Genomic DNA, 25,594 nt, shown 5'->3' on the forward strand with positions numbered 1-25,594 from the left:
AATCGCGCGCCATGGGGATCAGCCAATACATCAAGGAAATCGGCCGCGGCAAGGACGGTGCGCGTTCGCTCACGCGCGTCCAGGCCACGGACCTGCTCGGCCAGGTGCTCGACGGCACGGTGACCGATCTGGAGGTCGGTGGTTTCTGCCTGGCCATGCGCATCAAGGGCGAAACCGCGGACGAGATGGCCGGCTTCCTGGATGCGACGCACGCCCGTCTGCACAAGCTGCCCGACAACGACCACACCACCGTGGTGCTGCCCAGCTACAACGGTGCACGCAAGCTGCCGGTGCTCACGCCGCTGCTGGCCTTGCTGCTGGCGCGCCGCGGCGCGGCGGTGCTGGTGCACGGCACGGCCACCGAAGACAAGCGTGTGTTCGCGGCCAGCGTGTTCGCCGAACTGGGCGTGTTGCCTGCCACCCGCATGACTGCACTCGCGACTGGCGAAGTGGCCTTCGTGCCCACCGAGGTGCTGTCCCCCGGCCTCAAGCGCCTGCTCGACGTGCGCCGCGCGGTCGGCCTGCGCAACCCGGCGCACAGCCTGGTCAAGCTCATGAATCCGTGCGAAGGCAAAGCCTTCATCGTGGGCAGCTACACCCACCCCGAATACGCCAGCTCCATGGCCGCCACCTGGGCCCTCACCGGCGCGCACGCCCTGCTGCTGCGCGGCACCGAAGGTGAACCGGTGGCCGATGCACGTCGCACACCGCGCATGGAAATCTTTCAAGATGGCGAACGCACCGAGGTGCAGCCGCAACAAGACGGACCGCTGGCGAAGCTGCCTTCGCTGCCTCCAGTGGACGCATCGAACACAGCGCATTACATCCGCGCCGTGCTCAACGGTTCGTTACCAATTCCCACACCGATCGCATTGCAGGTGGAACACATCTTGCGAGCGGTTCAACACCATGATTCCCCAGCCCATGCACACGCCATCTGAGTTCCTGCCCGGCACCGTCGCACTCGTGGGCGCGGGCCCGGGAGACCCGGAGTTGCTCACGCTCAAAGCCGTCAAGGCGATCAGCGCGGCCACCGTGCTGCTGGTCGACGATCTGGTGAGCGATGCGGTGCTGGCCCACGCTCGCCCCAGTGCGCGCATCGTGCACGTGGGCAAGCGCGGTGGCTGCAAGAGCACGCCACAGGCCTTCATCGAAAAGCTCATGGTCATGGCCGCGAGCGAGGGCGAGGTGGTGGTGCGTCTCAAAGGGGGCGACCCGTTCATCTTCGGGCGCGGTGGTGAAGAGGTGGAGCACCTGCGCGCTGCCGGCATCGAGGTGCAGGTCATCAACGGCATCACGGCGGGCCTGGCCGGTCTCACCTCATTGGGTGTGCCGCTCACCCACCGCGAGCATGCCCACGGCGTGGTGTTCGTCACCGGCCATGCCAAGCCCGGCGACAAAGGCACCGACTGGCCTGCCCTGGCCGCCACCGCGCGCGACGCCAAGCTCACGCTGGTGATCTACATGGGTGTGAGCGGCTCGGAGCAGATCCAGACCGAGCTGCTCACCGGTCTGCCGGCCCACACGCCGGTGGCCGTGATCCAGCACGCCAGCCTGCCCCAGCAACGGCACGCCGTCACCACGCTGGGGCAATTGCGCGCCACCATCGAGCGCGAGGGACTGGGCAGCCCGGCCGTGATCGTGGTGGGCGATGTGGTCAGCGGAATCGCCGCACTCGACATGCCCCATCAGGTCGTTCGCACCGCCTGATTCCGCGCTCTCGCGCACCGCGCTGCGGGGCAGGCTGAGCGAGCCACGTTGGTGCGCACGACGTCGGCAGCCCACGAACTGCGGTGGCCCGGCGATTGCTTGGTGTCCTGCATGACATCACTCACCGCTCACTCCACCGCCCTCCATCGCAATGACACACCGGCCCACATCGCGGGTCTCTCGCTGGTCAACCTCGCGGCGCGTCAGCGCATGCTGTCGCAACGCATGATCCTGCAGACCGTGCTGGCCGCTCACGGTGACACCGGGCGGCTAGCGGCCGCGCAACGCAGCTTGCAGATGTTCACCGAAAGCCAGCAGCACCTGCTGACCACCGCCGCGCACCTGGAGCCCGCCAGCGCCCGCAAGATCACCGACACCTACCAGGGCACGCGCGGCGTCGGCACCGTGGTGCAGGCATTCATGCAGCTCGTGCGCAGCGCACTCGATCAGATCGAAGCCGCCAGTCCGCGCGCGAGTGCGTCAGCTGCCGAGCTGGTTGGCCACACCGACCGAATCCTCGAAGCCCTCAACACTGCCACCACCGCCTTCGACGATGTCGCCAGGCTGCGCTCCGACGCCATGATGAAAGAGCTGGCAGGCATCGTCGACGACATCCAGAGCGTGGCCAAGGAAGCCAAGGTGGTGAGCTTCAACGCGCAAGTGATGGCCGCGCGGGCCGGACAGCACGGCCGTGAATTCGCGGTGGTCGCCAATGTCCTGTCGGACATCACCGGCGAAATCGACAGGCTCACCAGAAAGGCCGCGGTGCTCGCGGAGCGAAGCAGAAGCAACGGCTGAACGGCGCTGCGCCTACACTGCGCGCCATGCAAAACTTCGACGCCATCGTCATCGGCGCTGGCGCCGCCGGCCTCTTCTGCGCTGGCATCGCCGGCCAACGCGGCCTGCGTGTGCTGCTGCTCGACCACAGCGACAAGGTGGCCGAGAAGATCCGCATCTCGGGAGGCAGCCGCGCCAACTTCACCAACCGCGATCTCGACCCCCACGCACCGCACAAGCACTTCATCAGCGGCAACCCCAACTTCTGCCGCTCCGCGCTCTCGCGCTACACGCCGACGGATTTCATCGAGCTCCTGCAGCGCCATGGCATTGCCTTTCACGAAAAGCACAAGGGCCAGCTGTTCTGCGATCGCTCGGCGGAAGACCTGATCCAGATGCTGCTGCGCGAGTGCGATGCCGGCGGCGTGCAGCGCTGGCAGCCGTGCGGCGTGAAGGCCATCCGGGTGGATGGCGACGGGGTGTACGAACTCGACACCGACCGCGGCCCGGTGCGCAGCCCTGCGGTGGTGGTCGCCACCGGGGGCCTGTCCATCCCCAAGATCGGTGCCACCGACTTCGGCTACCGCGTGGCCAGGCAGTTCGGCCTGCGCATGGTCGAGCCCCGCCCGGGCCTCGTGCCCATGACCTTCGACGGCGAGGGCTGGGCGCCCTATGCCGGGCTGTCCGGGCTGGCGCTGCCGGTGCGCATCGAAACCGGCGACAAGAAGGCTCGCATGGCGTTCAACGAAGACCTGCTCTTCACCCACCGCGGCCTATCCGGCCCGGCCGTCCTGCAGATCTCCAGCTACTGGCACGACAACACCCCGATCCGCCTCAACCTGGCGCCCGAGGTCGATCTGCCGGCCGCGCTCGCACGCGCCAAGGCCACCTCGCGCAAGCTGATCACCAACGAGCTCGCCAGCCTGGTGCCCAGCCGCCTGGCCGACGCCTGGGTGCAGCAGGACGCCGACTGGCAACGCCCCGTGGCCGAGGCGTCCGACAAGGCGCTGGCCCGGCTGGCCGAGCGCCTGTCGCGCTGGGACATCACCCCCACCGGCACCGAGGGCTACAAGAAGGCCGAGGTGACACTGGGGGGCGTGGACACGCGCGAGCTGTCGTCACAAAGCCTGGAATCGAAGCAGCCGGGGCTGTATTTCATTGGCGAAGTGGTGGACGTGACCGGTTGGCTGGGCGGCTACAACTTCCAGTGGGCCTGGGCCAGCGCGCACGCGTGTGCGCTGGCTCTGCCAAGCCCCTAGCCACCCACGAGGTCGCGCCAGCGTGCAGTGCCCAGCCAGTCGCGCAGTGCCAGGGCACCCGGCGGCGTGATGGTGAGGGCGCGTGTACCCTGGCCGCGCAAAAGCCAACCCTGCTCCAGGCAGTGGTGGCAGATCAGCGCTCCCAGCCGGCCGGCCAGGTGCATGCGCCGCTCGCTCCAGTCCAGACACGGGCGGCAGTGAGGACGCCCGCTCGCGCGACCCGCCACCGCTGCATCGGCATCCAGCCCCAGGCCCCGCAAAACATCCGCGACGCGGTCGGTCACATGGCCCGCGCCGGCTTCGTCGTCAAACACCACAGCCCCCGACACCACCAGATGATCCGCAATGGCCACACCGAGGCGACCAGCCAGGTGGTCGTAACAGGTGCGGGCGGCGCGCAGCGCGGCATCGCGCGGGCCCACGACCACACGCCGCGGCGCCAGCGGCGCCTGGGGTGACACCGCCAGCTGCATCAAGCCTTCGAGCACGCGCGCCACCTCGGGCGAGGCCAGGCGGTGGTATCGGTGGCGCCCTTGGCGCTCCACGCGCAGCAGCGCGGCTTCCACCAGCAGGCCCAGGTGGCGGCTGGCGGTGGCGGGCGTGACGCGGGCCGCATCGGCGAGTTCGCGTGCGGTCAGCGCGCGCCCGTCCATCAAAGCCAGCAGCATGGCCGTGCGGGCGGGCTCACCGACAAGCGCGGCCACGTGTGCGATGCGGTTGGTGTTCATGCGGCGAGTGTGCGGCAAACGCCCTTCAACATGCTTCGCTCCACAGCGAAGCATGCATGAGCACAAGCGCGGCAGCATGGCGGCTTCCAACCCATCAAAGACCTCGCATGACCATCACCTGCTTCATCCGCTACCAGCTCGATCCCTTCCAGGTCGAGGCCTTCCGCACCTACGCCGAAAACTGGGGCCGCATCATCCCGCGTTGTGGCGGGCACCTGGTGGGCTACTTCCTGCCCAGCGAAGGCACCAACGACGAAGCCTGGGGACTGATCGGCTTCGACAGCCTGGCCGCCTACGAGGCCTACCGCGCACGCCTGCGCGCCGACGACGAGGGACGGGCGAACTTCGAGATGGCGCGCCAGCGGCGCTTCATCCTGCGCGAGGAACGCACCTTCACCGAGCTGGTGGCGGGCACATATGACCGCAAGGCGGCGTCATGATCGCCGTGATCTTCGAAGTCATCCCCAGCGAAGCCGGCAGACAGGCCTACCTGGACATGGCCGCCGCGCTGCGCGCCGAACTGGAGGGGATAGACGGTTTCGTCTCCGTGGAGCGCTTCGAGAGCCTGAGTCAGCCCGGAAAGCTGCTTTCGTTGTCGTTCTGGCGGGACGAGGCCGCCGTCGCGCTCTGGCGCACCCTCCCATCCCATCGCCAGGCCCAGGCAGCCGGCCGTGCCGGCGTGTTCTCGGATTACCGATTGCGCGTGGCCCTGGTGCAACGCGACTACGGCCTGAACGCGCGAGAACAGGCACCAACCGATGCCCGGGCCTTTCACACCAGGACCGCTGGCTTGCCCGAGGTACCGAAGTGGCTATAATCCAAGGCTTTGCTGGCAAATACCCGTCTGCCAATACTAGTTAACGACGGGACATTTTGCGGAAACGACGCTTGGGCCCGATCTTCCCGAACATCCTCTTTCCGCGCATTCTGGACATCTCTCGCCCATGACGACCATCCGTGTAAAAGACAACGAACCCTTTGACGTCGCCCTGCGCCGTTTCAAGCGCACCATCGAAAAGCTCGGTTTGCTGACCGACCTGCGCGCCCGTGAGTTCTACGAAAAGCCCACCGCCGAGCGCAAGCGCAAGAAGGCTGCCGCCGTCAAGCGCCACTACAAGCGTGTGCGCTCGATGCAGTTGCCCAAGAAGCTGTACTGAGCCTGTGCCGCCGGGTTCGCCCGGTTGCCCAAAAGCCCGCTGGAAGACGTTCAGGCGGGCTTTTTTGTTGTCTGAATTTGCCTGAACCCCCGTTTCACCGCCCACAGGAGCCCCCCATGAGCCTCAAGGACCAGATCATCGAAGACATGAAAAATGCCATGCGCGCCAAGGACAGCGAGCGCCTGGGCACCATCCGCCTGCTGACCGCAGCCATGAAGCAGAAGGAAGTGGATGACCGCGTGGAGCTCGACGACACCATGGTGGTGGCCATCGTCGACAAGCTGATCAAGCAGCGCAAGGACAGCATCGAGGCCTTCACCAAGGCCGATCGGATGGACCTGGCCGACAAGGAAAGCGCTGAATTGAAGGTGTTGCAAGCCTACCTGCCCGCACGCCTGTCGGCCGATGAAGTGACCGCCGAAGTCAAAGCCATCGTGGCCGAGCTGGGCGCCACAGGCCCTGGTGACATGGGCAAGGTCATGGGCGCGGTGAAAACACGCCTGGCCGGCAAGGCGGACATGGGCATGGTGTCGGCTGCCGTGAAGGCTGTGCTTGCGGGCTGATTGAATTGTTGCAAGATGAATGCTTTGAAGCAGACAGTTCGCAACAACATGCAATCAGGGGGAAACAAAATGCCAGCATTGAACGGGCAAGCCAAGGTACGCGTGCTGCTCATGCTGGGCCTTATGACCGTATGGTCAACGCCCACATGGGCTCAGGTTTACTCGTGCACCACATCCAACGGCACCCGATACCAGTCGAGGAATCCTTGTCCGAAGGGATCCAAACCCCCTCCCTTTACCTACCACGGACCCAAGACGGCACGACCACATTACGGAAGCCCTGCTGCACCCTCAGTGCCTCGGGCTGGAGAAGAGCTGGCGTACATGGGGTCCCGTTGTGCGTCAATGCAGGAAGCAGTACGCACAGCCCCGGCTCGGGGCATCGATGCCTTGACCATCCGGGAACTGCGACGGAACTTTGAATTGGAATGCCAGGACGAGCGGCGACGGGCGCAGCAACAGCTGTCGCGCGAAAAGCGCGACAGCCGCCAACTGGCTGACGAGAGGCTCAAGACCGAGAAGCAGCATGAAGTTGAAGTGGTTGAGGCCGGTCAAAAGCTGCTCGAACAGTGCGCGGAAATGCGCCGATCCCTCCAGCAACGCAAGCAACGGCCCTCCTTGAGCGAAGGTGAGACTCGGGACCTTGCGCTGTTTCAGGATCGCTACCAACAACGTTGCGTTCAGACCGCGGCGCGCTGATTCAAAGGATCAGTGCGGTGCCCAGCACCGCCAAAACCGCGCCCAGCCAGGCTCCTGCCGCCGGCCGGCGCCGATAAACCAGCCACAGCAGCGGCAGGATCAGGATCGGCGAGACCGAGGACAGCACGGCCACGAGACCGGCCTGACCGAGCCGCATGGCGGCGAGGATCAGCGTCATGCCCAGGGCCATGGCCACGGCGGCGCTCAGGAAGGTCAGCCCGGCGTCTTTCCACTGCAAGGGCGCCTTGGCGCGTGCGCCCGGCCATCCGCTGGCCAGCAGCACGGTGTGGGCCAGCAGAGCCATGCTCATGCGCGCCGCGCTGGCCGCCACCGCATCCACGCCAGTGGTCATGAGGGGTTTGAGCATGAGCGTGGCCACCGACTGGCACAGCGCGGCCGCCAACCCCAGACCCACACCGATGATCAACGGGCCATGTGTCTGTTCCCAGCCATGAAACTCGTCTCTGCGCCGTCCCAACACGATGGCCAGCATCACGCCACCGACCAGCAACCCGCTACCAAGCAGCGCCCAGCCCCAGAGCACCTCGCCCAGAAAGGCCCAGGCGAGCACCGCCGAGAACAGCGCGTGGCACGCAAACAGCACACCCGAGCGACGGGGCCCCAGGCGGTTCATGCAGGCGAAGAGCGCGGTGTCGCCGATGAAAATGCCGATCACGCCCGAGAGCGCCAGCAGGCCGATGGCAGAGGCATCCAGGCTGCGCCAGCCACCACCCGCCAAGGCCAGCGCCCACAGCAGCAGGCTGGCGAACAACATGCGCCAGCGGCTGAAAGCAAAAGCACCCAGGCGTTGGGCAGGACCTGCAGAAAAAAGACTGGAGACCGCCCAGCAGGCTGCGGCGAGCAGCGCAAGCGCTTCCGGGCGGAAATTCATCAACTGCCAGCGATTTTCATCCTGTTGACGAGGATCGAGCCGACCGTCTTGGCGCCGAAGTTGTACGCATCCGCGCCCACGGCATCGATCCCCTGGAACATGTCCTTGAGGTTGCCGGCGATGGTGATCTCGTGCACCGGGTAGGCGATCTCGCCGTTTTCCACCCAGTAGCCCGAGGCGCCGCGCGAGTAGTCACCGGTCACGTAGTTCACGCCCTGGCCCATGAGCTCGGTGACCATCAGGCCGCGGCCAAGCTTCTTGAGCATGGCGCGCAGGTCGTCGCCGGGTTGGGTGAGGCGGCTGGTGAGTGTGAGGTTGTGCGAGCCGCCGGCGTTGCCGGTGGTGCGCATGCCCAGCTTGCGCGCCGAGTACGTGGACAGGAAATACCCCAGCACCTTGCCGGCAGAGACCACCTTGCGCTTGGCGGTGCGCACACCTTCGTCGTCAAACGGTGAGCTGCCCTTGCCGTTGCGCACGTGCGGGTCTTCCAGGATGTCGATGTGCCTGGCCAGCACGCGCTTGCCCAGGCTGTTGGGCAGGAAGGTGGTGTTGCGGTAGAGCGCACCGCCGCTGGTGGCCTGCACATAGGCGCCCAACAGGCCAGCAGCCATGGGCGACTCGAACAGCACCGGGCATTCGGTGGTGGCGATCTTGCGGCCGTTCAGGCGCGCAAGCGTGCGTTCGGCGGCGTAGCGGCCCACGGCCTGGGGCGTGGCCAGGTCTTGCGGCGAGCGCTGCGAGCTGTACCAGTAATCGCGCTGCATGTTGGCACCCCGGCCGGCGATGGGCGCCACCGACAGGCTGTGGCGCGAACTGGCGTAACCACCGCTGAAGATGCCAGCACCCGAGCGTGCGCCTTCGCGCATGTGGGCGGTGAAGAAATGCGACTGCTGGGCCGACACGCCGGCGCCTTCGCTGTTGTTGATCTTTTTGCTGGTGGCAAAGGCCGCGGCTTCGCATTCCAGCGCGATACGCATGGCCTCTTCGGAGTTCAGCACCCAGGGGTGAAAGAGGTCGAGATCGAGGTAGCTGTCGGCCACGTCGGCGGCGTCGGGCAGGCCGGCCATGGGGTCATCGGCGGTGAAACGGGCAATGTCATAGGCTGCTTGCACCGTCTGGCGCACGGCGGCGGCAGAAAAATCGGAGGTGGACGCGTTGCCGCGCTTCTGGCCCAGGTACACGGTCACGCCGAGCGACTTGTCGCGGTTGCGCTCCACATTCTCCAGCTCGCCCTTGCGCACCGACACGCTCAGGCCCGCGCCCTCGGACACCTCGGCCGCTGCATCGGCCGCGCCGAGCTGTTTCGCATGGGAAAGCGCCAGATCAACCAGCTCTTCAAACTGGCTGCGGGCGTACTGGAAACCGGGGAGCGGGGCGTTGGCCGAGACCGAAGGGGTGGGCTGGGCCGGGGTGTGGGGGGCATTTTTCATATCGACGGCTATGATACTGGCCGCCCTACCCGGGCGCTGCATCGCGCGCAGATGCCCATGCTGCCGAGCGTGCAGCCCTCCCCTTTCGAGTACCCACATGTCCCGCAAACCCACCAAAGGCTATTTCGTCCGTGGCCAGTTCGTTGCCCTCGGCAGCGAACTGGACCTGGAACTCAAGCGCGAGCTCAAAGGTTCGGACGACATGAGCAAGACCGACCTCAAGAAGTACAGCGACCGCCTGCAGGAGCTCGGCGAGAGCCTGCTCACGCTGCGCGCTGATCTGATGAAGCGGCTCGACCTGTCCGAAAAACTGGTGGATGCGGTCAACGACTGCAAGAAGATCACCAACTTCGAAGGCCGCCGCCGCCAGATGCAGTACATCGGCAAGCTCATGCGCGGCGTCAACGAGGCGACGCTGGCCGAGGTGGAAGCCGCGCTCGACGAACAGAACAAGGGCTCTGCCAAAGGCACGCTGTCCTTGCATCTGGCCGAGCAGTGGCGCGACCAGTTGATCGCCAACGATGACGCCCTCACGCGCTGGCTGGAGCAGGTGCCGGACACCGACGTGCAGCAGTTGCGCGCCCTGATCCGCCAGGCCCGCAAGGACGCACAGGCCAACGAGGCCCAGGAACGACCGGGCGAGGCCGTGCGCCACGGCAAGGCTTACCGCGAGATCTTCCAATTGGTCAAGACCGCGCTGAATCAGGGCTCGGACGAACCCGACGCGCCCGTTGAGGAAGATCCCGCATGAACGAAAAAACCCGTTTGCCTGAAGACCCGGTGCGCATCGGCATCGTGTCCATCAGCGACCGCGCCAGCACCGGCGTGTACGAAGACAAGGGCCTGCCCGCGCTGCAGGAGTGGCTCACGCGGGCGCTCAAGAATCCCATCACCTTCGAGCCCCGCCTGATCCCGGACGAAGTGGAGCGCATCAGTGCCACGCTGATCGAACTGGTGGACGCGGGCTGCTCGCTGGTGCTCACCACCGGCGGCACCGGCCCCGCGCTGCGTGACGTGACGCCCGAGGCCACGCTGGCCGTGGCGCACAAGACCATGCCAGGCTTTGGCGAGCAGATGCGCCAGATCAGCCTGACGTTTGTGCCCACCGCCATCCTCTCGCGCCAGGTGGCCGTGATCCGCGATCAGAGCCTCATCATCAATTTGCCGGGCCAGCCCAAGGCGATTGCCGAAACGCTCGAAGGCCTGAAGAATGCCGACGGCACGCAGAAGGTCAACGGCATCTTTGCCGCCGTGCCCTACTGCATCGACCTCATCGGCGGGCCCTACCTGGAAACGAACGACGAGGTCTGCAAGGCCTTCCGCCCCAAATCCGCCGTGCGCCCCGCGCGCTGACATCTCCAAGAGACACCCCATGAAGATCACCAAAGACACCATCGTCACCCTCACCTTCCGCGCCACCGATGCCCAAGGCAAGGTGCTTGAAGACGGCAAGGAGCCACGCGCCTACCTGCACGGCGGCTACGGCAACACGCTGCCGGGCATCGAGAAAGCCCTGGAAGGCCAGGAACCCGGCTTCGCCGCCACCCTGGTGTTGCCGCCCGAAGACGCGTTTGGCGTGCGCGACGAAAGCCTGGTGACCACCATGCCCAAGCGCGACTTTCCGCCGGGCGTGAAGGTGGGTGGTCAGCTCGAAGGCAGCGACGACAAGGGCCAGCAGCACGTGTTCACCGTCATGAAGATCAAGGGCGACACGGTGCACCTGGACGGCAACCACCCGATGGCCGGGCAAACGCTGAAGTTTGCGGTGAAGGTGGTGGATGTGAAAGCGGCTTCGGCCGAGGAGATTTCACACGGCCACGCTCACGGTGCGCACGGACATCATCACTGATCGCGATCTCCGTTCGCCCTGAGCCTGTCGAAGGGCTCGTGCGGTGCATCGCGTGAGGGCTTCGACAAGCTCAGCCCGAACGGCTAGAGGTTCAGTCGGAAATGGTGGAACTCACTTACCGATGAGTTGATTGAGCTTCTCGGCCTCGAAGTTTTCTTCACGCGCCGCGTCCTGCGGCACGCAATCGCGCTTCTTCGTTTCAGCCAGGGTCTCGATCGCCTGCCAGAGCAGCGCGATCTGGTGTTCCTGGCCTGCGGCGTTGTCGATCAAGCCGCGCATGGCCTGTGACAGCGGGTCGTCTTCCTGCGTGATGCCGTAGGCCTGAAATTTGGGGTCGGTCACGTCGGCGCTCTCGCCGGTCTTGCTCGGGATGATGCGGGCCGGGATGCCCACGGCAGTCGCACCAGCCGGCACCGGTTTGATCACCACCGCGTTGCTGCCGATCTTGGCGCCATCGCCCACCAGGAAGCCGCCCAGCACCTTGGCGCCCGCGCTCACCACCACGTCCTTGCCCAGGGTGGGGTGGCGCTTGGTGCCCTTGTAGAGCGAGGTGCCACCCAGCGTCACCCCCTGGTAAATCGTGCAGCCGTCGCCGATCTCGGCCGTTTCGCCCACCACCACGCCCATGGCGTGGTCGAAGAACACACGCTCACCCACCTTGGCACCGGGATGGATCTCGATGCCGGTGAAGAAGCGCGCGATGTGCGAGATGAAACGGCCAAGCCATTTGAGCCCGTGCGTCCAGCACCAGTGCGCGGGGCGGTGCAGCCAGACCGCGTGCAGGCCGGGGTAGCAGGTGACGACTTCCCAGACGCTGCGCGCAGCGGGGTCGCGGTCAAGAACGCACTGGATGTCGGAGCGGATGCGGGCAAACATGGCGGCAGTCTAGCGCCTGGCCTTGTCGGCCACCTGCAGCATCGCCTTGGCAACACCTCGCAGGATGTGGATTTCTTCCTCGCTGGGTGCAGCGCGGTTGAAAAGCTGGTTCAGGCGCGGCATCAGCTTCTTGGGTGCGGCGGGGTCGAGAAAATCCACCGCCACCAGTGCCTGTTCCAGGTGCGTCAGCATGCCGCCGATGGCCTGGGCGTCGGCATGCTGGCGCGGCGGCGCGCTCGGCAGCGGGGCGAAACCGCCGAGCGCCTGGCGCCAGTCGTAGGCAATCAGCTGCACCGCAGCGGCCAGGTTGAGCGAGCCGAAATCGGGTGCGGTGGGAATGCTGAGCGCCGCGTGGCAGCGGTACACGTCTTCGTTGCGCATGCCGAAGCGCTCGGAGCCAAACAAAAAGGCCACGCCTTCGGGCGGCTCGGGCGTATCCAGCAGGGTCTGGAAATGTTCGCGTGGCGCCAGCGTGGGCGGACCGAAGTCGCGCGGCGTCATGGCGGTGGCACACAGGTGGGTCATGCCGTCCAGGGCCTCATCGAGCGTGTCGACCACGCGCGTGTTCGCCAGCACGTCGTTGGCGCCGCTCGCGCGCTGGATGGTTTCCTCGCGGCGAAGCACGTTGGCCCAGCGCGGCTGCACCAGCACGAGGTCGTCAAAGCCCATCACTTTCATGGCGCGGGCCACGCCGCCGACGTTGCCGGCGTGGCTGGTCTGGATCAGGATAAAACGGGTGCGCATGCTGGGGTGGGTGGGGGGCGGTAAAATCACGGGTATTGTCGCCGCCCCGCATCGCCGGGGCGTTTCTGTCTGCTCTTCCACTGCCGCGCGCCGCTACCCGTGTCGCGCCGAGGTTCACAATTCATGTCGTCCACGCTCCACCCCATGCTCAACGTGGCCATCAAGGCCGCGCGCCTTGCAGGCACCATCATCAACCGCGCTGCCCTGGATGTGGAATCGGTCCGCGTTTCGGTCAAGCAGACCAACGATTTTGTGACCGAAGTCGATCAGGCCGCCGAGGCCGCGATCATCGACACCTTGCTCACCGCCTACCCCGACCACGCGATCTGGGCCGAGGAATCGGGCAAACGCGAAGGGCGGCATGGCGGCGCAGACCACGTCTGGATCATCGACCCGCTGGACGGCACCACCAACTTCATTCACGGCTTCCCGGTTTACTGCGTGAGCATCGCGCTCATGGTGGGCAACAAGCTCGAACAAGCCGTGATCTACGACCCGACCCGCAACGACCTCTTCTGCGCCACGCGCGGGCGCGGTGCGTACATGAACGACCGCCGCATCCGCGTGGCCAAGCGCACCACGCTGCGCGAGTGCCTCATGTCCACCGGTTTTCCGTTCCGCCCGGGGGACGCCTTTCAGACCTACCTGCAGATGCTCGGAGACGTGATGCCCCGTGTGGCCGGCGTGCGTCGCCCCGGTTCGGCCGCGCTCGACCTGGCCTACGTGGCCGCGGGCTTCACCGACGGATTCTTTGAAATGGGCCTCTCGCCCTGGGACGTGGCCGCGGGTGCGCTGCTGGTGACCGAGGCCGGTGGCCTGGTGGGCAACTTCACCGGTGAAGCGGATTTCCTGGAGCAGAAGGAATGCCTGGCCGCCAACCCCAAGATCTACGGCCAACTGGTCAGCGTGACCGGCAAATACAGCAAGTTCGCGAGCGCCGGCGACAAGGCCTCGGTGCGCCAGGCACGCACATTGGGCACACCCGCCGCCGATGCAGCGGCGACCGAAGCTCCGTCGCCCGACGCCGCCCCCCAAGGCGACGCGCCGTTCTGAAACTCAGGCCCGCGGCACACGAAACCAGAAGCAGGCGCCCTGCCCGGGTGCCGACTCGGCCCAGATGGTGCCGTTGTGGCGCTCGATGATGCGGGCCACGATCGCCAGCCCCACCCCCATGCCCGGAACATCGGTGCCGGCGTGCAGGCGCTGGAACAAGCCGAACAGCTTGTTGGCCCGGGCCATGTCGAAGCCCATGCCGTTGTCGCGCACGAAATAGGCCCCTGCTTCGGCATCAAAGCCCACGCTCACCACCGGCTCGGTCTGGTGGCGCGAATACTTCAAGGCGTTGTCGAGCAGGTTGCTCAGCACTTGCCGCAGCAGTGTGGCGTCTCCCAAAGCATCAGGCAGGTCGCCCACATCGATGCGGGTATTGGGCACCTGCGGTGCCAGCGCATCGGCCACCGTGCTGGCCAGCGACGCCATGGGCACCGGTTGGGCCACGAGCTCGACCTGCACTACGCGCAGCAGCTCCAGCATGTCGGTGATCATCTGGCCCATGTTGCGTGACGAGCGCGCGATGCGCTCGAACATCTGGCGCCCGTTCTCGCTCAGCCCCTCGCCCTCCTCTTCGGCGATCACCTGCGCAAAACCATTGACCGAACGCAGGGGCGCGCGCAGGTCGTGGGCAATCGAATACGAGATCGCTTCCATGTCCCGCATCGATCGTTCCAGCTCGGCCGTGCGTGCCTGCACCCGCTGCTCCAGGCTGGCATTGAGCGCATGGATCTGCTCCTGCGCGGCAACGCGCTCGCTGATGTCCAGGTGCGTGCCCGACATGTAAAGCGCGCGTTCGTCGTTGTCGAGCTGGTGCACTCGACCTCGTGTGTTGATCCAGACCCAGTGACCGTCCTTGTGGCGCATCCGCAGGTCGCAATCATAGAAAGGCAGTTCGCCGCTCAGGTGCTTCTCGCGCACCACATTGGCTTTCACCAGATCGTCGGGGTGCACGCGACTGCGCCAGGTCTCATAGTCGATCGGCTCAAGTTCCTGCAGCGTGTATCCCAGCATTTCGGCCCAGCGCTCGTTGATGGTCAACGTCGAGTTGGTGAGGTTGGTTTCCCAGATGCCGGGGCGTGTGGCGTCGAGCACCCAGGCCAGCCGCTGGCGCTCCTCCCGCAGCGCTTCCTGGGTCGAGATGTAAGACGTCACGTCGGTGAAGGTACGGACCACACCCCCATCGGGCAAGGCACGGGACCGGATCTCCAATGTGCGCCCGTCCCTCATCTTGCGCCAGTAGTGATCGGGCATGTGGATCGGATCGGGCTCTCCCAGGTAGCGACGCGCCAGGGGATCCACCAGCTGCAGCTGTGCGCCGAAATCGCCCCGATCGCGCTGGAACTGCACCACCTCCTCGTGCGTGGGTCGCCGGGCCAGCAACTCATCGGGCAAATCCAGCAGCTCCAGCACTCGCCGGTTGTAGAACAGCACCCGACCCTGGGCATCGATCTTGGTCAATCCCTGGGTGATGCTGTCCAGCGTGGCCTGCAAGGCTGCGCTCTTTTCTGCCAGCAAGGCGCTGGTGGCCTCCAACTGGCTGCGCGTGCGCGTGCGCTCCACGAAGCCGCGCCAGGCCAGCACCAGCTGACGCACGGCGCCCAGCAGAGGCTGCAGGAATTCGATGTCGGCTTCGCTGTAGCCGTCGGGCTGATTGGCCAGCCCGACCATCGCCACCAGGCGATCGCCAACGGCCAGCGGAATGCCCAGGAACGCGTCCATGGGTGGATGCCCGGAGGGCATGCCGGCGGCCCGCCGATCGCTGGAGGGATCGTTGGCAATCACCGGCTGCCCGCTCGTCATCGCGTGCCCGAACAAGGTCTTGAGATTGCTGAAGATCATGCCGGCATCGAGCTGGTCGGTGTACATGCGCCTGGATTCGGCGTCCCAGGAGATGTCGGTGATCGCGTGGGTCTTCAGATAGGGGTTGTCGTTGACGTCGTACAGCACCTCGCCCACGAATCCGTAGCCACTGTTCGTGAGCTGCAGGAACGCGTCCAGCAAGCCCTGGAAAGCCTCGCGTTTGTCTTCAGTTTCAATGAACACCGCCTGCGCCCCGCGCACCGCCTCCAGCATGCGCTGTTGCCGCTCCACGCGCTGCGCGGCCGTGCGTGCCTCGGTCACGTCGGTGGTGAATCCGTGCCAGACCACCGAGCCATCGGGCTCCAGCTGGGGCACCGCTTCCACGCTGTACCAGCGCGTTCCGCGCCGGGGAAGCACCACCCGGTAGGTCTGTCGCCACAGGACCAGATCGAGGGATGCGGCATTCAACGATGCCACCACGGTGGGCCGGTCGTCGGGGTGCACCCGATCAAACAGGATGCGCGCATTGCGCAACAATTCTTCGGGCTCCACCTCGAGCATGTCGCGGACCGCGTCGTTCACATACGAGACCGTGCTCTTGCCGCCCGGTGTCAGACGGGCCCGGTACATCATGCCGGGCACGCGAGCGGCAACGCCCTGCAGCAGATTGAGCTGCTCGGCGAGCCCTTGGGTGGCCTCGCGCTCGGGCGTGATGTCCTGCACCACGCCAAAATCGGTCTGGGGATTGCCCGCCACCATGGTCTGTCCAATGCGGGTGCGAAACCAGCGTTGCCGGCCATCCGGACGCAACCAGCGGAACTCCACCTCGCGCCCATCCATCGCGGCGCGGGCGGCTGACCAGGCGGGCTGGTCGTCCGGGTGGATGCCGGAACGCCCCTCCATCCGCCCGATGCGGTCGCTCGGCTGCAGCCCGGCGATCTCGTACAGCCCGAGAGACCAGATCACCTCGTCTTGGTTCTCGGCGTTGGTCCAGTGGCCCACTCGGGCCATCTTCTCGATCGCGGCATGGAGTTCCACCCGCTGCTGCAAAGCCACGTTCGCCAGTTTGAGAGCTTCGTTCGTTTTGACGAGCGCTGCCTCGGCTTCAAGCTCGCGCGTGGTTTCGGTGAAATAGACCAGCAGCAACTTGTCGGAGCCGGTTTCCAGCGCGGTGGCATGCATCCGCACCCGGTGCGCCAGTCCCCCTTTGAGATGCAGCACCTGCACCTCGTCCGGGCCGGGCAGATCGCGCAGATACCGGTCTCGGTGGGCCGTGTCCCGCCAGTGACCGAGCTCGATCGTGGTGCGCCCGATGGCCTCTTCCCGTGACAAGCCGGTGATGTTCAGCCAGGCCTCGTTGACCGCCAGCAGCCGGCCGTCGTGCCAACGGGACACCGACGCCGGCAGCGGTGCGGCCATGAAAATGGCATCGAATGGGAGGACGGAAGCCCCGGCCGACGCGGGAGCCGACAGTTGGACGACCTGCTCGTTGGAGGCAGGATCTGAGGCAGCTTCGGACATGCGTGCTCTGTGGTGTGAGTCAACGGGTACCGGTGTCCAGCACGATAGCTGGGTGACCATTGTCAGGCGGCAACCCCGGGCATCCGACATCCGACGCGCCCGTGGAGCACGCTGCCACCCTAATGTACGCCTCCACGCAGGCGGCGGACAGCGCCCGGTCGCGGATGCGCACAAGGCTGCCCGGGTTGCAATCTGGGTGACTCAGCGAGAACCGCGCCCCTGCGCGGCCTGCGTCAAGGGGCGTCGTTGCCCGAAATCAGCAGTTGAGCCAGTCCATCGGGCGCGCGCACCGTGGCCGCCTGCACCCGCCACACCTGCCGCACCAGCGCGGGCGTCAGCACACGTGCCGGATGCCCGCTCGCTTGCAGCACACCACCATCCAGCACCCAGACGCGATCGGCGTAGCGCAGCGCCAGGTTGAGGTCGTGCAGCACCGCAACCACACCCACGCCCCGTTCGCGCGCCCAACGCTGCACGGTGCGCAGCGTTTCGTGCTGGTGGTGCAGGTCGAGGGCTGCCGTGGGTTCGTCCAACAGCAGCCAGCGCGGCGCGCCCTCGGCATCCGTGTCCCAGATCTGCGCCATCACACGCGCCAGCTGCACGCGCGCTCGCTCGCCACCGCTGAGGCTGGCGACGGTGCGCTCGGCCATCATGGCCACGCCGGTGGTCTGCATCGCCGCCTCCACAATCCCCGCCTCGTCGCGAGAGGGCTGCTGGCGGTGTGGGTAGCGGCCCAGCGCCACCACCTCATGCACGCGAAAGTCGAAGGCCACGGCGGTCTCCTGCGGCAACACGGCGCGCTGGCGCGCCATGCGGTGCGCCAGGGCCGAATTCACGAGCTGACCATTGATCCAGACCGCGCCCGTATCTGGCGCACGCAAGCCGGCCAGCACGGACAACAGGGTCGACTTGCCCGCGCCGTTGGGGCCGAGGATCGCGCCCACCTCACCCGCCGCAAGCCGCAGGTGCACGCCTTCAAGCAGGGTGCTCGTGTCGGCACGCACACCCACGCCACTGGCCCACAGACCCGCAATGCCGCCACGCCCGGCGGGGCTGTCTTGCTCGTCGTCGTCCAGCCAGAGTGGGCGTTCGCCGGCGGGCAGCCCGTCGCAGGCGCTGCGCCAGTCCGCGTCGAGCAGGCGCGCGTTCACAGCCGCCTCCCGTGCGCACCGCGCAGCAACAGCAGGAAAAAGGGCACGCCGACCATGGCGGTGATCACGCCCAGTGGCAACTCGGCTGGCTGCAGCACGGTGCGCGCGACCGCGTCGGCCAACAGCACCAGCACCGCGCCCAGCAGCGCCGATCCCGGCAGCACCCAGCGGTGGTCGGGCCCACCCAGCAGGCGCACCATGTGCGGCGCAACCAGACCCACGAAACCGATGATGCCGGTGGTGGCCGTGACGGCGCCCACCACCAGCGCGGTGACCACGATGGCGATCAACTTCACACGCTCCACCGGCACGCCCAGCAGCACCGCCTGCGCTTCGCCCAGCGCGAGTGCGTTGAGCGCGCGCGCCAGACCCAGGCCGGCGCCACCGGCGATCAGCGTAATGGCGCCCACCAGCGCGACCGCACTCCAGCGCGCGCCGCCCAGGCTGCCGAGCAGCCAGAACTGCAGATTGCGCAATTGCTCGTCCGTCGCGAGGAAGCTGAGCAGGCCCAGGCCGGCGCCGGCCAGTGCGTTGACCGCGATGCCGGCCAGCAGCATCAGCCCCACACGAGTGCCGCCCTCGCCTCGCGAAAGCAGGTAGATCAGCACAGTGACCGACAGGCCGCCGGCAAAGGCCATGAGCACCAGCGTCCAGCTGCCCAGCGCGCGCGGCAAATCGGGGAACCACAGGCTGCCCATGACGATGCTCACGCCGGCGGCCAGCGCCGCGCCACTGCTCACACCGATGAGCCCCGGGTCGGCCAGCGGATTGCGGAACAGACCCTGCATGAGCGCGCCGGCCAGACCCAGCCCGGCGCCGGCGGCCAGGCCCAGCACCAGGCGCGGCAGGCGGATGTTGAAAAACACCAGCTCGGCGCCGCGCTCCGCGCCGTCAACGCCGAGCAACACGCCAGGCAAGGCGCTCAGCGGCAGGCTGTAGGCTCCCTGCCCGGCTGCCCACAACAGCGTGGCGAGCAACAGCAGGCCGAGCAAGGCCAGCAGGCCTGGGCCCCTGAGGCGGCGGGGCGTGCGCTGCTGCCATGCGGTGACCTCGGTCTCTGACGTGTTCATTCGGTCACCTCCGTGCCGGGCGGGTGGCGGGCAGGTGCGCCGGGGCGCCACGGTGCCCGATCGATCAGGTGCAGCACATGGCCGTCGATGTCGAGCAAGGTGCTCTCCCAGGCACACCAGTCCATCCATTGCGGTGAGTCGGAACCCAGGCGCTGCGCGTGCAGCAGCGTGCGACCGGCCAGACGCGTGCGGCAGGGTCGCAGCAAGGCGCAGCGCAGGCTGGCGTGCAAGGCGTGGAGGCCGACCACCTCGACCCGGTGGTGTTGGGGCGCGAACGTGGTCTCACCGGGCGTGGGCTGTTCCCAGCGCCCGGGCGTGGCGCCGAAGGCCCAGAGCTGCACGCACAGCGGCCCGTGCAGCAGGCGCGCGAACACACCCGGCACGTGCTGCTGGCCATCGAAACCCAGCACCTGCGTGTAGTCGGCCAGGGCGCGCTGCAAATCCGGGGTGCGCAGGTTGACGGTGGTCATGCTTTCACCATGCGCTCGTGCAGGCGCTCCACCACATCGGGCAGTCGCGGGCCGAAGCCCAACAGTTCCAGCGCGTCCAGGTGCACCATGGCGCGGCGGGCGTGGGCGGGCGTGAGCGCGAGTTCGGGCCGTTGCCAGAACTTCGCCTCTCCGCCGATGGCTTCAATGCCTTGCGTGGTGGTCAGGATGATGTCAGGCGCGGCCTGGGCCATGGCTTCGGCCGTCATGGGCCGGTAACCCTTGAAACCCGCCAGCGGATTGCGCGCACCGATGAAACGGATCAGCGCATCGGCAGCGGTCTGCTCACCCGCGACCATGGGACTGCCACTGTGCGAGAGCACGAACAACACGCGTGGCCCGGGATTCTTCGCGGCCTGCACACGCGCGATCACGGCCTGCCAGCGCGCATCCAGCCGCGCCTGCAACTCGCGTGCCGCCGCCTCACGGCCCGAGGCACGGCCCACCGCCGCCACCTTGCGCCGCACCTCGTCCCAGCTGTGGTCCGAGTTCACCAGCTCCACGCGCACGCCAGCGCTGCGCAGCTGGTCGATGACCACCGGCGGGCCGGCGTCGGTTCCGGCAATCAAGGCGTCGGGCCGCAGCGCGAGCAGGCCTTCGGCCGAGAGCTGGCGCATGTAGCCCACCTTGGGTGTGGCCTGCGCCGCGGGCGGGTAGAGGCTGGTGGTGTCCGTGCCCACCAGCTGGTCTTGCGCGCCCAGCGCATAGACCACCTCGGTGATGCCACCGCCCACGGTGACCAGGCGGGGCAGCGCTTTGCGTTCAGCGCCGGGCGCGGCGCCGCTCGGGCTGTTCGCAGCCGCAGGCGCAGCCATCAACAGCGATGGCCATCCAGCGGTTGCCGCTGCCGAGCCAGCCAGTGCGGCGCTCGACAAGGCGCGCAGCGCGCTTCTGCGCGAGGTGTTCGCGAATGTTGAGGATGGCGACAGGTGCTTCATGGGGTGTTCTGGTGAGGTTCATGGGGAGGGCCGTTCAGGGCAGGCGGCCCACAGGCTCGAAGCCGGGCGTGTTCTGTCCGATGTGCCAGCACACACCCGACGGGTCGATCACCACGAACTCGGTGATGCCCCAGGGCTGCGCCTCCAAGGGCGTGATGCGCACGCCGTAGCGCCCGGCGAGGTCTTGCGCGTCGACGTGTGCTCGCCACACCTGCACGTCGGGCACCAGCAGGTGCATGACCAGGTTTTCTGCGAGCGCCTGGTCGTAAAAGTCCTGCAGCAGGAAGGCACATCCCTCGACACAGAAGTACGCCACGCCACCGCCCTGCGAGCGCTGGGTGAAGCCGAGGTCGGCATAAAAGCGCTGTGACAGTGCGAAGTCTTTCGCCGGCACGAAAGCCTTGAGCTCGACGGCCTTGAGCGCGCTCATGCGGCCACCGTGTCGTGTGGCTGGCCTGTGGCCTGCAGGTGGCTCACGATGTGGCGCCACGCGGCGAGTTCGCTCTGGCCGGGTTTGCGCGCACCGAAAAACATGGCCATGAGTTCGCCCTGGGCATCGAAGGCTTCCACCGAGGTCACCACGCCATCGCTGGTGGGTTTCTCCACCACCCACACGTCCTGGATCAGGTCTTCGCGCAGGTGCAGGTTGAAGCCGGGGTCGAGCACGTTGAGCCAGGTCTTGCCCTGCATTTCCATGGGCTCGATGCGCAGGACCGGGCCGGTGTGAATCTGGATGCACCCCGGGCTGCCGACGAACACCATGATGGGCGTGCCGTCGAAGGCGGCCTCCATGAGCAGGCCGCGCACGGCGCTGGTCTGCACGCGGTGCGTGTAGCGGCCCTCCACTAGGTGAAAGCCTTGCTGGCGCTCGATACCGAACTGTTTGAGCAGCGGAAAGAACTGGTGCGTGTCGGTCATCGCACCCCACGCGGCGGCAAACGCCGCAGCATCGGGCGCTGGCTGAGGCGCGGCCACGGCGGGCGTGGTGCGCGGCACGAAGTCGCGCGCGGCCTGCGTGTCGGTCTGCTGCGCTATGACCTGCAGCCAGGCGACCAGGTCGGTCTGCTCGCGCACGAAGATCTTGTGTACCGCCACGCCGTGGCGGTCGAAGAACTGCAAGCTGGGCGGCGCCGTGCCCAAGCCGGACTTCAGCGCCTCGGTGACCGCGAAGCCCGCATGCCACTGGTGGAAGAACAGGCGCAGGTCGATGTGTTCACCCAGCGCCAGGCCCACATGGCCGCTGGCCGAGACCTTCTGATACACGCCGGTCTTCTCGTGCACCACGGTTTCGTTGCGCGTGAGCGCCATCAGCGGACCACAGGCTTCGAGCGACTGCAGCAGACCCAGCCAGTCGGGCTTGAGCGCGGCGGCGTGCAGGGGCGCGTTGACAGCGCCCTGGTGCGCGGCGATGGCAGCGCCTTCGCTCACGCCGATGGCTTCGGCCGCTTCCCTGGCCCGCAAGCCCCGGTTGCGTGCGGTCTGGAAAGCGGTGCGGATGTCCTGGATGCTCATGGTGGGTTCCTCGGTGATGGAAAAGTGGGTCAGAAAGTCGTGACCAGCGCCACCGACAGGCTGCGACCGGGTGCGGTGTAGCTGTCGAGCGCGATGTCGTTGGCGGAGATGCCGCGCACGTTGGTCCACTCCCAGTACTTGCGGTCGGTCAGGTTGTGGACCGCGGCGCTCAGGCGCGTGGCCCGGCTGAGCTGCCAGCTCGCGCGCAGGTCCAGCGTGGTGTAGGCCGGCGAGGCGAACTGGTTGGCCGCGCCGGTGGTGTCGATGTCGCTGGCCGCCTTCTTCGCGCTGTGCGCCAGCGAAGCGCCCACCGACCAGTCGCCCATGCGGTGATCCACGCCCAGCACCAGCTTGGCGGGGTTGACCGAGTTCAGCGGCAGGCCGCGCGCCGTGTCGGTGCCCGTGGTCTGCCCGTAGGCCGCGCGCAGTGTGGTACTGGCAGTGACGCGGGCCGAGCCCTTGAGTTCGAAACCGCGCAAGGTGACCGCCTGGCGGTTGACCGACTGGAACTGGATCCTTGGCGTGGTCTGCACCGTCACCAGGTCTTCGATGAAGTCCTTGTAGCGCCCAGTGAAGGCCACCGCCTCCCAGTCAAAACCACCGACCAGCCCGCGCGTGCCCAGCTCCAGCGTGCGGCTCTTCTCCGGGCGCAGGTTGGGGTTGGGGATGGTCTCGTAATTGCCAATCGGGTTCTGGAAGTAGTTGTTGAGTTGCAGCGGGCTGGGCGACTTGAAGCCCGCTGCAAAGTTGCCGAACAGGCTCCATTGATCGCTGCCGCGAAAGATCACGCCCAGCTTGGGGGTGACCGCATCGCTGGACAACGAGGCCGGCTGCAACGGATAGAGCGGGCTGGTGCGCGCGTCCAGCGACACGCGGTCGTAGCGCAAGGCTGGAATCACGCTCCAGCGGCCGCTGGCGTACTCGCTCTGCACGAACAGCGCCGAGGTGGTCTCGATGGTTTCGGGAAAGCGCTGCAGCGGGTAGGACTCATACGCCGGACCGTTGACGCCGGTGACGAGGTTGTCCAGGCTGGCACGCGAGAGGTCGACCCCGTACACCAGTTTCTGCGACCAGTCGCCGCCGAGCGGGCGCAGCTTTTCGGCCTGCAGCACGGCTTGCACGATGCGCTCGCTGTAGGTCACGTCGCGCACCCGGTTCCGGGTGGCCGCGGGCTGCAGCGGGCGGAACTCGTGCGTGGTCTCCTGCGATTCGGAGGACTGCAAGCCCACCATGGCGCGGATGTCGTCGGCCCAGGCCGAGACCACCGGGAAACGGCCATCCCAACTCACCCGGGTGCGCGTCATGTCGGAGGTGCCGTCCAGATCGCCCACATGGGCGGGCGCCGAGACGACGGGCGCGCGCCCGGTGTAGGCCTCCACATCGCTGCTCTTGTCCACGTGCTCGGCGGTGAACACGTGGCGCTGGCCGCCGCCCGGCGTGAACACCAGCTTGCCCATGAGCGAGGTGTTTTTGTCTTTCTGCGGATTGGGTGCGGTGCGGGTGTTGTTGGGCGCGAAGTTGCGGCCCTGGTTGTCCAGTGCTTCGCTGCGCCCCACCTGCACGCTGCCCAGCCACTGCAGGCTGTCGCTGGCCACACCGGCCAGGGTGAGCCCGAGGCGGCGCGTGTCGTCCTCCCCGTCGTAGGTCAGACCGACGCGCCCACCCAGCGTCTGGCCTGGTTTGAGCAGGTCCTTGGGCTCGGTGGTGAACATGGCGACCATACCGGCCAGACCGTCGGAGCCATACAGCGCCGAGCTCGCGCCGCGCAAGATTTCCACGCGCGAGATCAGGCCGAGGTCGTAGTAGTCGCGACCGAACGCCGCCGGGCCGAAGACGCCACTGCTGAGTTCGCGCGGCACGCGGATGCCGTCGATGGTGAGCAGCACGCGGTTGCCCTCCAGCCCGCGGATGTTGAAGCCCGCATTGCCGTCGCGCCCGACGTTGCCGGTGACACCGCCGAAACGCACCGGGGCGCGCTTCACACTCACGTTGGGCAGCTCCTGCACCAGATCGCGGATGTTCTGTACTCGCGCGGGGTCCAGGTCTTCACCATCGAGCACGTCGATGGCGGCGGGCACTTCGTCCAGCACGCGCTCGCTGCGCGCGCCACTGATCACGACCTCGCGCAGGGCGCTGGCGTGGCCGGCTTGTGCAACGGTGGTGGTGGCAGCATCGGGTGCGCTTTGCGCCTGTGCAGGCCCGGCCATGAGCACGGCGCAGGCCACGGCGAGCGGGCTGAAAGCAAAAGGAGAGGTGGGAACAGCGAAGCGGGGAACGGCAAAGCGGGTGAGGGTCACGACGGCACCTGGATCCAAGGTTGGAGGACAAGGCTGGCGTCACGACCGCGGATGCTGTGCCCGGGTGCTGGCTGGCTGGGAAGCACGCATCATATACGAACGATTCTCATTTGCGAAAAGTTCGACTCCCCGCACGCAGCCGGCACTGCGTTGAGCGCCCGGAGACCCATCGCGGTCCATCTACAATTCGCGCCCCCTTCCCCCCGAACCCCGACCCATGCACATCACCGTCAACCCGGACCTCAAAGCCTACATAGACCCCCTGACGCCAGACGAATTCGAAGCGCTGGAGCGCAGCATCCTGAGCGAGGGCTGCCGCGATGCGCTGGTGCTGTGGGGCGACGTGCTGATCGACGGGCACAACCGCTACGGCATCTGCCAGCAACACGGCCTGCCGTTTCAGACCGTGCAGAACACCCACTTCCAGTCAATGGAAGACGTGCACCTGTGGATGATCGACCAGCACCTGGGGCGGCGCAGCGTCTCGGACTTCCAGCGCGGCGTGCTGGCGCTGCGCAAGCGCGAAATCATGGCCGAACGGCGCTCGCGTTTTCTGGCGGCGGCCCCGGCGCCCGACGACGTGGCGGCCGACGAGACGATGCCCACCCCGCCACCAGACTACCCGGTGGCGCCTGCGCCCAGGCCGCTGCACAGCCGCGAAGACATTGCCAAGGCCGCGCGGCTGAGCAGCAGCCAGGTGGTGCAGATCGAAAAGATCCAGAAGCAGGCCGCGCCCGAACTGGTGGAGGCGCTCAAGGCGGGCGCGATTTCGCTCAACGCCGCAGCCGCCGTGGCCGGCCTGCCGGTGGACGAGCAGAAAGCCGCAGCCCTGGCCGGCAAGGACGAACTCAAGCTGGCGGCCAAACGCGCGCGCGAATCCCGCCGCAAGCCGCCGGAAACCGGCGACGAGGCAGCGTCGCTCTCACCCTCCGATGAACTCGCGGCCCTGCGCCTGCAGGTGGTTGAGCTGCAGGCAGACAACACCGCGCTGCGCGAAGAAGTGACTGCGCTGCGCCTGCAGCTGGACGCGCAGTCCGCCTGAGCCAGCTGGCAGCGGCGGGCGGTGCGGGCGGAGCCGCC

28 protein-coding genes are annotated in these 25,594 nt (G+C 67.1%); 13 read left to right on the plus strand and 15 right to left on the minus strand.

Annotated elements, in window-relative coordinates; genetic code table 11:
* Positions 1 to 11 precede the first annotated feature (11 nt).
* The 4 genes from ybiB (at position 12) to IV113_RS03070 (ending at position 3,746) form a co-directional block, all read left to right on the plus strand.
* Positions 12 to 941 carry a DNA-binding protein YbiB gene (gene ybiB / locus IV113_RS03055; protein ID WP_291080676.1) on the plus strand — a complete coding sequence of 310 codons (930 nt, stop codon included), beginning with the start codon at positions 12 to 14 and terminating at the stop codon, positions 939 to 941.
* Positions 925 to 1,710, plus strand: coding sequence for a uroporphyrinogen-III C-methyltransferase (cobA, locus tag IV113_RS03060; RefSeq protein ID WP_291080678.1), 786 nt, complete (start codon positions 925 to 927; stop codon positions 1,708 to 1,710). The genes ybiB and cobA overlap by 17 nt, the downstream gene beginning before the upstream one ends.
* A gap of 111 nt (positions 1,711 to 1,821) precedes the next feature.
* Positions 1,822 to 2,508 (plus strand): type IV pili methyl-accepting chemotaxis transducer N-terminal domain-containing protein, encoded by a 687-nt coding sequence (locus IV113_RS03065; RefSeq protein WP_291080680.1) that lies wholly within the window; start codon positions 1,822 to 1,824, stop codon positions 2,506 to 2,508.
* Between the two features lie 26 nt (positions 2,509 to 2,534).
* On the plus strand, positions 2,535 to 3,746 hold the full coding sequence (locus tag IV113_RS03070; RefSeq protein ID WP_291080683.1) for an NAD(P)/FAD-dependent oxidoreductase: 1,212 nt from the start codon (positions 2,535 to 2,537) through the stop codon (positions 3,744 to 3,746).
* Here IV113_RS03070 and IV113_RS03075 read toward each other — a convergent pair.
* Entirely contained in the window at positions 3,743 to 4,474 is a 732-nt protein-coding gene (locus IV113_RS03075) for a helix-turn-helix transcriptional regulator (RefSeq protein WP_291080684.1), read from the minus strand. The two genes, IV113_RS03070 and IV113_RS03075, sit on opposite strands and share 4 nt — an antisense overlap.
* Before the next feature lie 107 nt (positions 4,475 to 4,581).
* Here IV113_RS03075 and IV113_RS03080 point away from each other — a divergent pair, with 107 nt between their 5' ends.
* From IV113_RS03080 to IV113_RS03095, 4 genes are all read left to right on the plus strand, one after another.
* Entirely contained in the window at positions 4,582 to 4,914 is a 333-nt protein-coding gene (locus IV113_RS03080; RefSeq protein ID WP_291080685.1) for an NIPSNAP family protein, read from the plus strand.
* Positions 4,911 to 5,291, plus strand: coding sequence for an antibiotic biosynthesis monooxygenase (locus IV113_RS03085; protein WP_291080686.1), 381 nt, complete (start codon positions 4,911 to 4,913; stop codon positions 5,289 to 5,291). The genes IV113_RS03080 and IV113_RS03085 overlap by 4 nt, the downstream gene beginning before the upstream one ends.
* A gap of 127 nt (positions 5,292 to 5,418) precedes the next feature.
* Positions 5,419 to 5,631, plus strand: a complete 213-nt coding sequence (rpsU, locus tag IV113_RS03090) for a 30S ribosomal protein S21 (protein ID WP_056273869.1) — start codon at positions 5,419 to 5,421, stop codon at positions 5,629 to 5,631.
* A 116-nt stretch (positions 5,632 to 5,747) separates the two neighbouring features.
* Positions 5,748 to 6,194, plus strand: a complete 447-nt coding sequence (locus IV113_RS03095; protein ID WP_291080688.1) for a GatB/YqeY domain-containing protein — start codon at positions 5,748 to 5,750, stop codon at positions 6,192 to 6,194.
* A gap of 342 nt (positions 6,195 to 6,536) precedes the next feature.
* Here the strand turns inward: IV113_RS03095 and IV113_RS03100 are convergent, their stop codons facing one another.
* From IV113_RS03100 to pmbA, 3 genes are all read right to left on the minus strand, one after another.
* Positions 6,537 to 6,803 (minus strand): hypothetical protein, encoded by a 267-nt coding sequence (locus IV113_RS03100; RefSeq protein WP_291080690.1) that lies wholly within the window; start codon positions 6,801 to 6,803, stop codon positions 6,537 to 6,539.
* Between the two features lie 91 nt (positions 6,804 to 6,894).
* Positions 6,895 to 7,785, minus strand: coding sequence for a DMT family transporter (locus IV113_RS03105; RefSeq protein ID WP_291080692.1), 891 nt, complete (start codon positions 7,783 to 7,785; stop codon positions 6,895 to 6,897).
* A complete protein-coding gene (gene pmbA / locus IV113_RS03110; RefSeq protein WP_291080694.1) occupies positions 7,785 to 9,215 on the minus strand; it encodes a metalloprotease PmbA in 1,431 nt (476 codons plus the stop codon). The genes IV113_RS03105 and pmbA overlap by 1 nt, the downstream gene beginning before the upstream one ends.
* Positions 9,216 to 9,312: 97 nt before the next feature.
* On the opposite strand from pmbA, the gene yjgA reads away from it, so the two are divergent.
* The 3 genes from yjgA to IV113_RS03125 are packed head-to-tail and all read left to right on the plus strand — an operon-like array spanning position 9,313 to position 11,064.
* Positions 9,313 to 9,966: a ribosome biogenesis factor YjgA gene (gene yjgA, locus IV113_RS03115; protein WP_291080696.1), complete on the plus strand. Its 654-nt coding sequence runs from the start codon at positions 9,313 to 9,315 to the stop codon at positions 9,964 to 9,966.
* The gene (mog, locus tag IV113_RS03120; RefSeq protein WP_291080698.1) at positions 9,963 to 10,568 is read left to right on the plus strand and encodes a molybdopterin adenylyltransferase; all 606 of its coding nucleotides are present in this window, start codon (positions 9,963 to 9,965) and stop codon (positions 10,566 to 10,568) included. The genes yjgA and mog overlap by 4 nt, the downstream gene beginning before the upstream one ends.
* A gap of 19 nt (positions 10,569 to 10,587) precedes the next feature.
* Positions 10,588 to 11,064, plus strand: coding sequence for a peptidylprolyl isomerase (locus tag IV113_RS03125; RefSeq protein WP_056273892.1), 477 nt, complete (start codon positions 10,588 to 10,590; stop codon positions 11,062 to 11,064).
* Positions 11,065 to 11,175: 111 nt separating this feature from the next.
* Here IV113_RS03125 and cysE read toward each other — a convergent pair whose 3' ends face one another.
* A complete protein-coding gene (cysE, locus tag IV113_RS03130; RefSeq protein WP_291080700.1) occupies positions 11,176 to 11,940 on the minus strand; it encodes a serine O-acetyltransferase in 765 nt (254 codons plus the stop codon).
* Between the two features lie 9 nt (positions 11,941 to 11,949).
* Entirely contained in the window at positions 11,950 to 12,684 is a 735-nt protein-coding gene (locus IV113_RS03135; protein WP_291080702.1) for an RNA methyltransferase, read from the minus strand.
* 123 nt (positions 12,685 to 12,807) lie between these two features.
* Between IV113_RS03135 and IV113_RS03140 the strand changes: the two genes are divergently transcribed.
* A complete protein-coding gene (locus IV113_RS03140) occupies positions 12,808 to 13,737 on the plus strand; it encodes an inositol monophosphatase family protein (RefSeq protein ID WP_291080704.1) in 930 nt (309 codons plus the stop codon).
* 3 nt (positions 13,738 to 13,740) lie between these two features.
* Here the strand turns inward: IV113_RS03140 and IV113_RS03145 are convergent, their stop codons facing one another.
* The 9 genes from IV113_RS03145 to IV113_RS03185 all read right to left on the minus strand — a co-directional run bounded on the left by IV113_RS03145 (position 13,741) and on the right by IV113_RS03185 (position 24,514).
* On the minus strand, positions 13,741 to 17,058 hold the full coding sequence (locus tag IV113_RS03145) for a PAS domain-containing protein (protein WP_291080707.1): 3,318 nt from the start codon (positions 17,056 to 17,058) through the stop codon (positions 13,741 to 13,743).
* A gap of 233 nt (positions 17,059 to 17,291) precedes the next feature.
* Positions 17,292 to 18,209, minus strand: coding sequence for a heme ABC transporter ATP-binding protein (locus tag IV113_RS03150; protein ID WP_291080708.1), 918 nt, complete (start codon positions 18,207 to 18,209; stop codon positions 17,292 to 17,294).
* On the minus strand, positions 18,206 to 19,279 hold the full coding sequence (locus IV113_RS03155; protein ID WP_291080710.1) for an iron ABC transporter permease: 1,074 nt from the start codon (positions 19,277 to 19,279) through the stop codon (positions 18,206 to 18,208). Before IV113_RS03155 ends, IV113_RS03150 begins: the two co-directional genes overlap by 4 nt.
* Positions 19,276 to 19,749, minus strand: coding sequence for a hypothetical protein (locus tag IV113_RS03160; protein WP_291080712.1), 474 nt, complete (start codon positions 19,747 to 19,749; stop codon positions 19,276 to 19,278). The genes IV113_RS03155 and IV113_RS03160 overlap by 4 nt, the downstream gene beginning before the upstream one ends.
* Positions 19,746 to 20,582 (minus strand): ABC transporter substrate-binding protein, encoded by an 837-nt coding sequence (locus IV113_RS03165; protein ID WP_291080714.1) that lies wholly within the window; start codon positions 20,580 to 20,582, stop codon positions 19,746 to 19,748. The genes IV113_RS03160 and IV113_RS03165 overlap by 4 nt, the downstream gene beginning before the upstream one ends.
* Positions 20,530 to 20,727, minus strand: a complete 198-nt coding sequence (locus IV113_RS03170) for a hypothetical protein (RefSeq protein WP_291080716.1) — start codon at positions 20,725 to 20,727, stop codon at positions 20,530 to 20,532. Before IV113_RS03170 ends, IV113_RS03165 begins: the two co-directional genes overlap by 53 nt.
* A 12-nt stretch (positions 20,728 to 20,739) precedes the next feature.
* A complete protein-coding gene (locus IV113_RS03175) occupies positions 20,740 to 21,135 on the minus strand; it encodes a glyoxalase (protein WP_291080718.1) in 396 nt (131 codons plus the stop codon).
* The gene (locus IV113_RS03180) at positions 21,132 to 22,217 is read right to left on the minus strand and encodes a ChuX/HutX family heme-like substrate-binding protein (protein ID WP_291080720.1); all 1,086 of its coding nucleotides are present in this window, start codon (positions 22,215 to 22,217) and stop codon (positions 21,132 to 21,134) included. The genes IV113_RS03175 and IV113_RS03180 overlap by 4 nt, the downstream gene beginning before the upstream one ends.
* A 29-nt stretch (positions 22,218 to 22,246) precedes the next feature.
* The gene (locus IV113_RS03185) at positions 22,247 to 24,514 is read right to left on the minus strand and encodes a TonB-dependent hemoglobin/transferrin/lactoferrin family receptor (protein ID WP_291080722.1); all 2,268 of its coding nucleotides are present in this window, start codon (positions 24,512 to 24,514) and stop codon (positions 22,247 to 22,249) included.
* Positions 24,515 to 24,731: 217 nt separating this feature from the next.
* Between IV113_RS03185 and IV113_RS03190 the strand changes: the two genes are divergently transcribed.
* Complete coding sequence (locus IV113_RS03190; RefSeq protein WP_291080724.1) at positions 24,732 to 25,556, plus strand: plasmid replication/partition related protein; 825 nt, start codon at positions 24,732 to 24,734, stop codon at positions 25,554 to 25,556.
* Positions 25,557 to 25,594 lie beyond the last annotated feature (38 nt).

Origin of the sequence: Hydrogenophaga sp., assembly GCF_018780385.1 — a bacterium.
Classification (GTDB): Bacteria; Pseudomonadota; Gammaproteobacteria; order Burkholderiales; family Burkholderiaceae_C; genus Hydrogenophaga.